The organism is Azospirillum argentinense (genome assembly GCF_000632475.1).
GTDB classification, from domain to species: Bacteria; Pseudomonadota; Alphaproteobacteria; order Azospirillales; family Azospirillaceae; genus Azospirillum; species Azospirillum baldaniorum.
In genome coordinates this window covers 136686-148786 of the sequence record NZ_CP007794.1, presented here as the reverse complement: position 1 = coordinate 148786, position 12101 = coordinate 136686, and the positions used below count along the sequence as shown (strand labels likewise).

Genomic DNA, 12101 nt, shown 5'->3' with positions numbered 1-12101 from the left:
TGCGCGAAGCCGAGGAAATGTTTCACCATTGTGAAATTATGGATATTCTGCACAACCACGGAATGCCCCTGGCCGTGTGGGCGGACCGCGGCTGACGCAGGAGAACAACGGGCAATGACCGGACGGACCTCTCCCATCGCATCGGCGGTGCCCGGACGCATCCGCGTGCGCCACCCGCTGCTGCGCCGAACCGACCGCTTCCAGGAGGCGCTGGGCTGCCTGGAGTCCCTGGATGCCATCCGGGTGACCGAAAGCAATCCGGCGGTGGGCAGCGTTCTGCTGAGCTACGACCCCGCCGTGGTGACGCCGGATAACGCCCGGTCCCAGGTGGAGGCGCTGCTGTCGGCGGTTCTGCACCCCGCTGAGGCTCCTCCGGTGCCGGACGACCCCGCCCCCGTCGCGGACAGCAAACCGGCCGCTCCGGAGCTGAAATGGCGGATCAACCGTGCGGCCAAGATCGGGATGATGGGCAGCATGGCGGCAACCCTGGCGGCGCTGGGGATGGGCAAGCGCGTCCATGCCGGCTTCGGCACGCTGTTCGTCGCCTTCATGCTCGTCCACATGACCGTGCAGCGCAAACGCCTCTTCCAATGACCGACCGCAAACCGAGCATGCCCGACGAATTCCTGAGCCGGCTGGCCGCCGCCCTGACCATCGCGCACCACATTCCGGGCCGGGTGCGGCTGAAGCTCGACGGCGCCGCGGAGCGCAGTCTGGCGGCGCTGGCCGACGACGCCAGGGCACTGCACCGGGCGCTGACCGGGGCGGAGGGCATCCGCTCCGTCGCGCTGAACCCGCTCGCCCGCTCCTGCACCATCGAATACGACCCCACGGTGATCCCGCCCTCGGCGTGGCCGGATCTGCTGCGCGGGGAAGCCAGCGCGGCGGCCGGGACGCTGCTGCGCATCGCCACCGCCGGCTTTGCGGGTGGTGCGCCGGAAAGGAGACCATGATGCTGCCGCTTCTGACATTCGCGTCCGGCGTGATCGCCGGGGCCATCGGCGTCCGGATGGTGAAGAACGCCAAGGCCAAGGCCGATCCCAAGATCGCCGACCTCCGGGCCACCAACCTCAAGGCTGCCGATGTGAAGGCCGCCGCCCGCGAGGGCGCCGGCAAGGCCCAGACCGCGGTGCGCGAGGCTGCGGTCAGCGGCCTGCTGGCCATCGAGCGGACCTCCGCCGGTCTGCGCTCCCGCCTCGCCACGCCGGTGGAGGAAGCCCCCGTCGCGGCGGCGACCGCCGAGGCGGAGCCGGCAAAGGACGATGCGGCGGAGCCGGTGAAGACCGAGCCGACGCCGCCCGCCAGCCCGTCGGGGGCCGCGTGAAACGCGGGAAGCGGCGCGGCAAGGCGCGGGGCTCCGGCACGCTCGCCGCCGACATCACGCGCGACTTCACGCGCGGCATGGTGGCGACCGGCCTGCTGACCGCCGTCCAGGACCGCTGGGTGACGGGCGCCGAGGCCCCCGCGCCGCGCACCATCCTGCGCCACGGCCTGCAGGGCGGTGCGGCGCTGGCCGCCGCCAGCGTCGCCGCCGACGCCCTGCGCAACCGCGACTACGCGCGCCTCGCCTTGGCGGTCACCGCCGGGGCGGCGGGCGTGGTCATGATCGAACATCTGCTGAATCCAGCGGAAGAGCCGCCGCAAGAACGGCCGAAACACGAGGACCCCCATGGCTAAGAAGACCAAGAAGGCGTTGAAGAAGCTGAAGAAGCAGCAGCGCCAGTACGAAGCCGCCATGGCCGCCGGCGGTACGCCGATGGGCGCCGATGCGGCGCGGGGGCAGGGGCTTCTCGGCGGGCTGAGCGGTCTTCTTCCGTCGCGCCGGTCCGAGCAGTTCCTGATCGGGCTGCTGGTCGGGGCAGCGGCGGCCTATGTGCTGTCCGACGAGGAACTGCGCGGCAAGATCGTGAAGTCCGGCCTGAAGCTGTACGGCAACCTCGCCGGTGGCCTCGCCGAGATGAAGGAGCAGATGGCCGACCTCCAGGCCGAGCTGGAGGCGGAACAGGCCGGAGCGTTATGAGCGGCCTGCCCTGGTTCCTGCGGCTGGAGCCGGTCCATCGGGTTCCGGGGCGCATCCGGCTGCGCTACGCCTGCCGTCCCGGCACCCCCGACGACACGGCGACCCTGCACCGGGTGGTGGAGGCGGTCGCCGGGGTGACGTCGGTTCGGGCGAGCCGCGCCGCGCGGTCGCTGGCCGTCCGCTACGATCCGGCGGTGACGGACGCCACGGCGCTGTGTCTTGCGCTGGCCGCCCTGCCGATTCCCGAACCGGCGCCGCCCGCCCCGGCGGCGGAGGGCGGGGAAAATCACGGCGCGACGCTGGTCCGCAGCCTCGCCACGCTGGCCGGCGGCTTCCTGCTGCCCATGCCGCTGCGCCTGCCGCTGTCGCTGGCCGTCGCCATGCCGATGCTGCGCGAGGGCATGGCCATCTATGGGCGGGAGGGGGTCAACTCCCACGTCCTGGAGGCGGCGGCGGTGGCGATCTCCCTGGCGCGGCGGGATTTCACCGCGGCCAACACCACCGTCTTCATGCTGGCGCTCGGCGAGTATATGGAGGACTCCATCGCCCGCCGGTCGGACGCGCTGCTGAAGCGGCTGCTGCGGCCGTCGAGCGATCAGGTGTGGCTGCTGCGCGACGGCGTGGAGATCCAGGTGCCCGCCGACACCGTCATGGTCGGCGACAGCGTGGTCATCGGCGCCGGGACGGTGATCCCGGTGGACGGCACGGTGCTGAGTGGGGAGGCGACCGTCAACGAGGCCGCCATGACCGGCGAGAGCGCCCCGGTGGTCAAGCAGCGCGGTTCCGCCGTCCTGTCCGGCACGCTGATGGAGGAGGGGCGGCTGGTCGTCTACGCCGAGCATGTCGGCAGCCACACCGCCGCCGCCCGCATCGCCGATTACGTCGAACAGTCGCTGACCGCCAAGAGCGAGGCGCAGCTCGACGCGGCGCGTTTGGCCGACCGGCTGGTTCCCACGGTGCTGAAGCTGGCCGGCGGCTCCTTCCTGATGACCGGTGACTGGCGCAGCGCGGCGTCGGTGCTCCAGGCCGACTATTCCTGCGCGCTGAAGCTGGCGACCCCGGTGGCCTTCAAGTCGGCCATGTACGGGGCGGGGCAGGCGGGCATCCTGATCAAGGGCGCCAACGCGCTGGAACGGCTGGCCCAGGCCGACACGGTCATCTTCGACAAGACCGGCACGCTGACCACCGGCGATCTGCAGGTGACCGATTCCATCGCCTTCGACCCGACCTTCAGCCCCGACGACCTGATCTGCCTCGCCGCCTCGGTGGAGGAACATTACTTCCACCCGCTGGCGATGGCGGTGGTCAACGCCGCCAAGGAGACGCACAACCGCCACTTCGACCACCAGGAGGTCAAGTTCATCGTCGCCCACGGGGTGGCCAGCGTCATCGACGGCAAGCGCATCGTCGTCGGCTCCCGCCACTTCATCGAGGATGACGAGGGCATCGACACCACGGCCCACCGCGAGGCCATCGACGCGCTGCACCGCGACGGCAAGACGCTGCTGTTCATCGGCCTCGGCGGGGTGCTGGCCGGCGTTCTGGCGCTGAAAGACAGCGTGCGCGCGACCAGCGCGGCGACCATCGCGCGGCTGCGGCGGGCCGGGGTGAGGCGGGTGCTGATGCTGACCGGCGACCACCGCGACCGCGCCGCCGAGCTGGCCGCGGAACTGCACCTCGACGGCTTCCACGCCGATCTGCTGCCCACCGACAAGGCCCGCATCATCGAGAACCTCAGCCGCGAGGGCGCGCGCATCGCCTTCGTCGGCGACGGCATCAACGACGCCCCGGCACTGGCCGGCGCCCATGTCGGCATCGCCATGCAGAAAGGGGCGGACATCGCCCGGCTGACCGCCGATGTGGCGCTTCTGGAGGACCGGATCGAGCGGGTGGCCGACGCCAAGGAGACGGCGAACGCCGCCATGGCGCTGATTGCCCGCAACTACCGCCTGACCGTCGGGCTGAACAGCGCGATCCTCGGCGCCGCCGCGCTGGGGCTGTTGTCCCCGGTGGGCACCGCCGTGCTGCACAACGGAACCACGATCGGGATTCTGCTCAACGCACTGCGCCGCGCGCCGGCGGTGGCAGTGCCCCCTCCCCAACCCTCCCCCGCTTTGCGGGAGAGGGAGGCTTGAGCGAAGCGGCGGCAGTCCCCTCCACCTCGTAGAGGGGGAGGGTTAGGGAGGGGGCAGGACCTCAGCGCCCCAACCCCTCCCACGCGGCGAAGGACTCCGCGGGTGGCGACAGGTACAGGCTGGGCACCCAGCCGTCCGGGATCGGGACGGTCGCCGCGTGGGTCCGGTTGTGGGCCAACAGCTTCGGCAGGACATGGGTGTGCGGACCCTCCGGGCTGCGGCCGTCGGGCGGCGGGATCGGCTGGCTGACCTCGATCCGGCCGAAGGGGCCGATGAAGACGCGGTCGGGGCTGAGCGCCGGCAGGTCGGGCGGCAAGGGGTTGCCCGGCGCCAGCAGCTCCGTCCCGACGACCGCGCGCAGGCGGGCGATGGTGGCGGGATCGGAACTGCGGACGCAGACGTCGGTCTGGAAGACGCCCAGCCCAAGGTCGAACAGCTGGGCGTCGCGGTCCGTCTCGGCGATGGCCTCGCGGTCGGGACCCAGCTCGGTCACCACGCCGCGCCGGTTCATCGCACCGACGTGACGGGGCAGGCAGAGGGCCACGGCGAGGCTGCCGTTGCGTGTCCGGTAGGGCACCGCGCGGATCGCCGGACCGGGGCGCAGGCGCAGCCCGCCGCGGGCGGTCCGTGCCTCCAGGTCCGGGCCGGCGTCGCGCAGGGCGACGGGTTCGTCCGGGTCGCGGATGAACTCCGCGATGGCGCCGAACGCGCCGAGGCTCCAGCCGGTGGCCGGGTCGTTCAGCGCGTCGCGCAGCAGGGAAGTCAGATCGCTCATCAAGGCGTCTCCGGTTGGCAAGTCGGGGATGGCAGGGCGTGCCAGGGAAGCAGGAAGGGCTCGCCGCCGGCCTCGCCGCGGTGGACGGCGATGCCGTAGGCGGCGCGCAGGTGGGCGTCGGTCAGCACCCGCTCGGGCGGCCCGTCGGCCCGCACGCCGCCGCCCGACAGCAGGATCAGCCGGTCGCAGAAGCGGGCGGCCAGGGTCAGGTCGTGCAGCACCGCCACCACGCCGCTCCCCCGGCGGGCGGTGTCGCGCAGCAGCGCCATGCAGGCGAGCTGGTGGCCGGGATCGAGCGCGGCGACCGGCTCGTCGGCCAACAGGACGGGCGCCTCGGTCGCCAGGGCGCGGGCGAGCAGGACGCGCATCCGCTCGCCCCCCGACAGGGTGCCGACGATCCGCCCGCGCAGGTGGGCGGCGTCGGCGGTGGCGAGCGCCCGCTCCACCGCCGCGCGGTCCGCCGCGGTGATGCCGCCCAGCGCGCCGCGGTGGGGCAGCCGGCCCAGCAGGACCAGCGCCTCGGCGCGCAGCGGCCAATGCACCGGGCCGCTCTGCGGCAGATAGGCGATGCCGCGGGCGAGCGCCCGGCGCCCGGCCTTCGCGGCGGTTTGTCCGTCGAAGGTGACGCGGCCCGCCGCCGGCTCGGCGAGACCGGCGAGGAGGCGCAGCAGGGTGGTCTTGCCGGCGCCGTTCGGGCCGATCAGACCGGTGAAGGAGCCGGGCTCGATGGTGAGATTGACTCCCGCCAGGATGGCGCGCCCGCCAGCGGTGGCGGACAGGGCGTGGGTTTCGATGCGCATTACGCCTCCTCCCGCCGCAGCCGGGCGATCAGGACGATCAGGAAGGGCGCCCCGATCAGAGCGGTGACCACGCCCAGCTTCAGTTCGGGCCGCGTCGGCAGCAGCCGGACGGCGATGTCCGCGGCCAGCATCAGGCACGCTCCGGCCAGACCGGCCAGCAGCAGCAGCCGTCCGGGCCGCGCCCCGGCCAGCGGGCGCATCAGGTGCGGGGCGACCAGCCCGACGAAGCCCACGGCGCCGGTGACCGACACCGCGCTGCCCACCGCCAGCGCCGCCCCGGCGATCAGCCGGACGCGCAGCCCGGTGAGGTCGAAGCCCAGGCTGCGCGCCGCGTCCTCCCCCAGGGTCAGCGCGTCGAGCGCGCGGGCGCCGGACAGGCAGAGCGCCCAGCCCGCCAACATCGGCGGCAGGACGAGCCAGAGCTGGTCGGTGCCGCGGTCGGCCAGCGACCCCATCAGCCAGAACACGATCTCCAGCGCCGCGTAAGGGTTGGGGGCGAGGTTGAGGGCCAGCGCGGTCAGCGACCCGGCGAGGCTGTTGATGGCGATGCCGCCGATGACCAGCGCCGTCGTTCCGGCCCCCCGCGCCGCCATCAGGTTCAGCAGCACCGCGGCTGTGGCCGCCCCGGCCATGCCACCGAGTGGCAGGGCCAGCGACAGCGCGGCTGACAGGCCGCTGTAGAAGACGATCACCGCGCCCAGCGCCGCCGCGCTCGATACGCCGACCAGCCCCGGCTCGGCCAGTGGGTTGCGCAGCCAGCCCTGCATCGCCGCCCCGGTCAGCCCCAGGCTGAAGCCGACCAGCAGGCCGAGCAGGGCGCGCGGCAGGCGCAACTCGGCCAGCACCAGCGCGCCCAGGGTGGGGCGCCCGGCGAGCCAGTCGGACAGGGCGGCGCCCAGGTCGAACGGCACATAGCCGACCGCCGCCGACACCGCGCAGAGCGCCAGCGCCAGAAGGGTCAGCCCGGCGACCAGCGCGGGGTAGGGGATGCGCGAGTCCCGGCTCATGGCACGGCTTCCCGCGCGGCGGCCAGCCGTTCGGCGGCCTCGGCGATCTGCGGGCCGGGGCAGGTCCATAGGCGGGAGGGCAGCGACACGGTGCGGACCTGACGTTTCAACGCCTTCAGGGCCGGGTGGTGCAGCAGGGCGCCGGCCAGCGACGGCGGCGCGTCGGGCGCGGCGTCGACGATCAGCACGTCCGCGCCGCCCAGAATGATGGCTTCCAGCGGCAGGGCGCCCTGGCTGCCCAGCGGCAGGCGGTCGGCCATGTTCTCCAGCCCGGCGCGGGTCAGGAGTTCGTCGATCAGCGACCCGGACCCGGCGACGAAACCGTTGGGGCGCAGCACCACTGCGGTCGGGCGCGGTCCCGGCGCCGCGGGGGGCAGGGAGTCGAGGCGGGAGAGCAGGCCGGCGACCAGCGCCTCCCCCCGGTCCGGCTCGCCGACGGCGCGGGCGAGGCCGCGGATCTGCTCCGCCACCCCCGCCACGCTCTGCGGGACGTCCAGTTCCAGCAGCGGCGCGTCCAGCCGCGTCAGCAGCCCGACCGCGACCCGCGTGGTGTAGCGCCCGGCGACGATCAGGTCGGGGTTGAGCGGCAGGATCTCCTCCGCCGTCCCGTGATTGACCGGCACCCGCGACGCCAGCGCCGCGACGGTGGAGGTGCGGGGATCGCGCGCCAGCCACGTCACAGCGGCGAGGCGCTCCGGCCCGACGAGCCGCAGCAGCAGCTCGTCGGCGCAGAGATTCAGGGAGACGATGCGCTGTGGTTTGCTGGGCGGTTTTGCCGGCGGCGCCTCCCACGCCGCCGCCGGCCCTCCCGCGGTCAGCAGGAGGGCGGTGGCCAGCCCGAGAAAGGTGGGCCTCACAGCGACAGCCGCAGCCCGAGATACCCGGCCCGTCCCGGCGCGCCGTAGGTCCAGACTTCCTGGTACCGGCGGTCGAACAGGTTCTCCACGCGCCCGAAGACTTCGACCCCCTCGGACAGCGCGTAGGACCCGGCCATGTTGACCAGCGTGTAGGGGGCGAGATTCACGACCTGCCGGTTGTAGAAGGGGTCGTAGGCCCAGTCGCTGGACCGCCCGTTGTAGACGACGCCGAGGTTGGCGTTCGCCCGGTCCTCCAGGAAGCGGTAATTGACGTTCAGGCTGGCGAGCTGCTTGGGCCGGCGCACCAGCTCCGCCCCCGTGGAATCCTCGCCGTCGGTCCAGGTGTAGGAGCCGCGGACGGTCAGCCGGTCGATTGGCTCCACCGACAGGCCAAGCTCGAAGCCGCGGATGTGGGACTCGCCCGGCATGTTGACGGAGGTCCGCCCGGTGCCGGTGATGAGGTCGCGGATGCGCTGGTCGAACCACGTGCCGTCCACGGAGGCCCGCGTGCCCCACAGCGCCTGGTCGAAGCCGGCGTCCCAGCCGCGCGCCCGTTCCGGCTTCAGGTTCGGGTTGCCGGCGTAGGTGGCGGTGTAGCCGTACAGCTCGAACAGGGTCGGATTCTTGACGCCGGTGCCGTAGGAGGCGCGCAGCTTCGTCCCGCTCTCTTCGATCAGATAGGCCGCCGTGGTGCGCCATGTGGTGGCGTCGCGGAACAGGTCGTTCGCGTCGTGGCGGACGCTGCCGGTCAGGGTCAGCCGGTCGAACAGCCCCAGCTTGTACTGGCCCACCAGCCCGGTGGAGCCGATGGAGCGGTCGAAGCTGGAGAAGCTGCTGCGGCTGATCGCCTTGTCCTCCTCATGCTCCACGGCGGCGGTCAGCACATGGTCGGCGGGGCCGCTGTTCAGAGTCAGGTTGGTCTGGTAGTCGGTCTTGGTCTTGCGCCCGTCGTAGCGGCTGGTGACCGTCTTGGCGTCGTCGCGGTAGTCGCGCTGCTGGCGGCCATGGGTCAGGCCGACGATGTGCTCCCACTTTCCGTCGAGAAGGGCGATCTTGCCTTGGAGGCGCCCGAAATACTGCTCCCCGGCGGTGCTGGTCCCGTCGTCGACGGCGCCGCGCCCGCCGACGAAGCCGTCGGTGTCGGTGCGGAAGCGGGTGTAGCGGCCGGTCACCGCGATCTCGCTGCGCTCGGTCGGGCGGACGGCGGCGTTTCCGGTCAGCGTGCCGTTGCGGTAGCCGTCCTTCTCCGGGTTGCCGAGCCGCTTGTCGGCGACCGACACACCGTCGCTGGTGACGCCCTGGCCGCTGAGGAACAGGTCGTAACGGTCGGTCCCGGTGCCGAAGGAGGCCCGCCCGGCGGCGGTGCCGAAGGACCCGCCCTCGACGGCGGCGCCGAACCGGGGGGCGCCGGCGCCGCGGCGGGTCACGATGTTGACGACGCCGCCGACCGCGTCGGAGCCGTAAAGCGCGCTCTGTGGGCCGCGCAGCACCTCGACGCGTTCCACGTCGCCGGCCAGCAGGTTGGCGAAGTCGTATTCGGAACCGGCGGCGGGATCGTTCACCTCGATCCCGTCGATCAGGACGAGCGTCTGGTTGCCCTCCGACCCGCGGATGCGGAGCTGGGTCAGGGTGCCCATAGGGCCGGTGCGGTTGACGGCGACGCCGGGCACCGCGCGCAGCGCGTCGGACAGCACCTGGGTCTGGCGCTGCTCCAGTTCCTCGCGGGTGATGACGGTCAGGGCGCTGCCGGTTTCCTCGGCGGCGGTGGGGACGCGGTTGGCGGTCACCGAGACCGGCGGAAGCGTCGTGATGGTGGTGGAATCGGCGAAGGCCGACGTGGGGAGGGCCGACACGGGAAGGGCAAGGCTTCCCAGAAGGGCGGCGAAGGACGCCGTCCGGTGAAGGCGGGGAACGCGGACACTCATTGAGACCTCGGGCGGGACGCCGGTGGCACGTCACCGCGAACGAAGTCCCACCGGACGCTCCGCGAACGGACTGCCGGCTCGACGACCTTCGGTGCACCCCGCCCGAACGTGTTCGCGTGTGACCACGACTGACGGCAGGTCTCCTGGCTCGCGGGTTATCGTCGGCCCATCGCCTTCCCAGGATCGCGATCCCAGTGGCATTCCGATGGACGACTCGCCGCTTACAGTTGCGGGGGCAGCCCCGGCGTAGGACCCTCGCACGGCAAATCGCCGCTGGGTCCGCACCGTGTTCCCATTTTCAGCCCTTTCGGGCAACCGTCGGGTGCGAAGCTACGCGGGCGGAACGGCTCCGGTCAAGCCGCAATCCGCCCGTCCTCGCCCGACTGGCGTCAGAGTGTGGTTCTCGGCCCGACCGCGGACCCATCCGGCATGGGGGGATTCATCTCCTTGCAATTGCCGACGCAATAGGTCTGCGCTTCGATCCGGCCGCCGCAGGATTTGTAGCAATCGTTGTAATCGGAGGAGCAGGTGAGGTTGCTGTAGCAGCTGGGGTTCCGGTCGAAATCGCTGAACGTCTTGATCTTCTTCTTGTCCGCGTCCTTGGGCAAGGAACGGAGATAGGCCTGATATTCGCCCTGGGCGCGGGTCGTCGCCTCGGCCCGGCAGGTCTGTACGGCCAGCTCCTTTGCGGATTGGCAGATCGTCTGTGCCTGCTTGCACTGGGCGACACAGAGCTTTCCCGCCTCGCTGACGGGTGGAAAATAGCTTGCGACCGTCTCGAAACGCGGGCCGCAACCAGCCAATCCGGCCGCCAGCAGGCAGCCGAGCAAAATGGAACGCCGCATCATTGTGGGTGTCCTGCCGTGAATTACCGTCAATCGCTACGAACAACCCACCGGTGCGGAATCATCCATGGGCGACACGGAATTCGCAAAGCCGGCTCCCGGACCGGAACGCCGGCAACCCATGAGCGATCAACCGGGTGATATCAATGCCCGCGGCCATCGCGCCGATCATGGTCCGGAAAGGACGCGCCCCCTCTTGTCGCCGCGCGGGGGCCTGACTACATGACGGGTGAGGTCCGGGCCCCTCTGGCAGCGTCGCCCGGCGCTGTGATGTCGGACTTCCCATAGAGCCGTCGCTTTGGCGCGGCCTTGCGGAAGCTGGCCCTATCCTCCCCCCTGGGTCCCGCTCCACCACAAGGTCCACCGCCGGACGACGGTCCCCGACGGGCCTTTGGGAGACATCGGCATGGACCGCAGCGAACCAACTTCCTGAACGACCGCCACGCCTCCACGGACAACGATGGGGGCGGGTATCCTGGCGCGCCGCAGCATAGCCGTCGCGCGCGCTTGTCCGTTGACCGCAGACCTTGCGGTCACGATTCCAGTCCGGGCCCCTCTGGCCGATGCGTCCCGCCGTGGCGCATCGGTGATGTCGGACTGCTCATGTGACGATCGACGTCTCCGCTTGCGGGAGCGGAGTGCATGAAGCAAGGGACAGTTCCATGGATCAGATCGTTTTAATGTGGGCCGGCTTCGCCGTCTTCGTTGGCGTGCTTTTGGCCTTTGATCTTGGTGTATTTTCCAAGAAATCCCATGTGATCTCCGGCCGCGAGGCGCTGATGCGCTGCGCGGCCTATTCCACGCTGGCGATGATTTTCGCCGCCGGCGTCTTTCATTTCCAAGGGTCGCAGAAGGGGCTGGAGTTCCTGACCGGCTACCTGATCGAATACAGCCTGAGCGTCGACAACATCTTCGTCATCGCGCTGATCTTCACGCATTTCGCGGTGCCGCCGCAGTACCAGCACCGGGTGCTGTTCTGGGGCATCCTGGGCGCGCTGGTGATGCGCGGCGTGCTGATCGTGGCGGGCACGGCGCTGATTCAGGAATTCCATTGGATCATCTACATCTTCGGCGCCTTCCTGATCTTCAGCGGCATCAAGATGCTGATGTCGGTGGACGACGAGCCGGACATGGAGAACAACCGGATCGTCAAGTTCGTCCGCTCCCGCTTCCGCATGACCGACGGCTACGAGGGGCAGAAGTTCTTCGTGATGCGCGACGGCGTGCGGATGATGACGCCGCTGTTCCTCGTGCTGATCCTGATCGAGTTCACCGATCTGGTCTTCGCCGTGGACTCTATCCCGGCGGTCTTCTCGGTGACCACCGATCCGTTCATCGTCTGGACCTCCAACGTCTTCGCGATCCTCGGCCTGCGCGCCCTCTACTTCGCGCTGGCCTCGATCATCCACCGCTTCCATTACCTGAAATACGGCCTGTCGCTGGTTCTGGTGGTGGTCGGCGCCAAGATGCTGATGATCGACATCTACAAGATGCCGACGGCGGTGGCGCTGGGCATCACGGCCGTCCTGGTCGGCGGTTCCATCGTCTTCTCGATGCTGAAGACCCGCGCGGATGCGGCTCCGGAAGCCGCGGACGGCGAGGCCCGCCGCTGGTGGGTGCCGGGCAGCCCGGCGAAGGGTGCCGGCGGTTCCACCGCGGCCTCCTCCGGCGATGCGGCCGCGGTGCCCTCGGACGGCAAGGGCCAGTAACGCATTCTGCCTGAGGATGAGCCCGGTC

Annotated in this window: 13 protein-coding genes and 1 riboswitch; of the genes, 7 read left to right on the top strand and 6 right to left on the bottom strand. The window is 70.9% G+C overall.

From position 1 onward, the window contains the following. Window positions 1-114 precede the first annotated feature (114 nt). The 6 genes from ABAZ39_RS14890 to ABAZ39_RS14865 are packed head-to-tail and all read left to right on the top strand — an operon-like array spanning window position 115 to window position 4155. Window positions 115-594: an HMA2 domain-containing protein gene (locus ABAZ39_RS14890; protein WP_051658133.1), complete on the top strand. Its 480-nt coding sequence runs from the start codon at window positions 115-117 to the stop codon at window positions 592-594. Between the two features lie 17 nt (window positions 595-611). Then, a complete protein-coding gene (locus ABAZ39_RS14885; protein ID WP_063922687.1) occupies window positions 612-953 on the top strand; it encodes a hypothetical protein in 342 nt (113 codons plus the stop codon). After that, window positions 950-1324 carry a hypothetical protein gene (locus tag ABAZ39_RS14880; RefSeq protein WP_051658131.1) on the top strand — a complete coding sequence of 125 codons (375 nt, stop codon included), beginning with the start codon at window positions 950-952 and terminating at the stop codon, window positions 1322-1324. Before ABAZ39_RS14885 ends, ABAZ39_RS14880 begins: the two co-directional genes overlap by 4 nt. Beyond that, entirely contained in the window at window positions 1321-1677 is a 357-nt protein-coding gene (locus ABAZ39_RS14875; protein WP_081863064.1) for a hypothetical protein, read from the top strand. The genes ABAZ39_RS14880 and ABAZ39_RS14875 overlap by 4 nt, the downstream gene beginning before the upstream one ends. Next, window positions 1670-2020, top strand: a complete 351-nt coding sequence (locus tag ABAZ39_RS14870) for a YtxH domain-containing protein (RefSeq protein WP_040133831.1) — start codon at window positions 1670-1672, stop codon at window positions 2018-2020. The genes ABAZ39_RS14875 and ABAZ39_RS14870 overlap by 8 nt, the downstream gene beginning before the upstream one ends. After that, a complete protein-coding gene (locus ABAZ39_RS14865) occupies window positions 2017-4155 on the top strand; it encodes a heavy metal translocating P-type ATPase (protein WP_051658130.1) in 2139 nt (712 codons plus the stop codon). Before ABAZ39_RS14870 ends, ABAZ39_RS14865 begins: the two co-directional genes overlap by 4 nt. 61 nt (window positions 4156-4216) lie before the next feature. Here the strand turns inward: ABAZ39_RS14865 and ABAZ39_RS14860 are convergent, their stop codons facing one another. From ABAZ39_RS14860 to ABAZ39_RS14835, 6 genes are all read right to left on the bottom strand, one after another. Next, complete coding sequence (locus ABAZ39_RS14860; protein WP_051658129.1) at window positions 4217-4930, bottom strand: DUF6925 family protein; 714 nt, start codon at window positions 4928-4930, stop codon at window positions 4217-4219. Then, complete coding sequence (locus ABAZ39_RS14855) at window positions 4930-5730, bottom strand: ABC transporter ATP-binding protein (protein ID WP_040133830.1); 801 nt, start codon at window positions 5728-5730, stop codon at window positions 4930-4932. Before ABAZ39_RS14855 ends, ABAZ39_RS14860 begins: the two co-directional genes overlap by 1 nt. After that, complete coding sequence (locus ABAZ39_RS14850) at window positions 5730-6737, bottom strand: FecCD family ABC transporter permease (protein ID WP_040133829.1); 1008 nt, start codon at window positions 6735-6737, stop codon at window positions 5730-5732. The genes ABAZ39_RS14855 and ABAZ39_RS14850 overlap by 1 nt, the downstream gene beginning before the upstream one ends. Then, window positions 6734-7594, bottom strand: a complete 861-nt coding sequence (locus ABAZ39_RS14845) for an ABC transporter substrate-binding protein (RefSeq protein WP_040133828.1) — start codon at window positions 7592-7594, stop codon at window positions 6734-6736. Before ABAZ39_RS14845 ends, ABAZ39_RS14850 begins: the two co-directional genes overlap by 4 nt. Then, window positions 7591-9519 (bottom strand): TonB-dependent receptor plug domain-containing protein, encoded by a 1929-nt coding sequence (locus tag ABAZ39_RS14840; protein WP_040133827.1) that lies wholly within the window; start codon window positions 9517-9519, stop codon window positions 7591-7593. The genes ABAZ39_RS14845 and ABAZ39_RS14840 overlap by 4 nt, the downstream gene beginning before the upstream one ends. Window positions 9520-9635: 116 nt before the next feature. Further along, window positions 9636-9854, bottom strand: a riboswitch (cobalamin riboswitch). Window positions 9855-9908: 54 nt separating this feature from the next. Next, window positions 9909-10367 carry an Aq_678 family protein gene (locus tag ABAZ39_RS14835; protein ID WP_040133826.1) on the bottom strand — a complete coding sequence of 153 codons (459 nt, stop codon included), beginning with the start codon at window positions 10365-10367 and terminating at the stop codon, window positions 9909-9911. Between the two features lie 659 nt (window positions 10368-11026). Here ABAZ39_RS14835 and ABAZ39_RS14830 point away from each other — a divergent pair. Further along, window positions 11027-12073, top strand: a complete 1047-nt coding sequence (locus tag ABAZ39_RS14830) for a TerC family protein (protein ID WP_040133825.1) — start codon at window positions 11027-11029, stop codon at window positions 12071-12073. The last annotated feature ends 28 nt before the right edge of the window (window positions 12074-12101 follow it).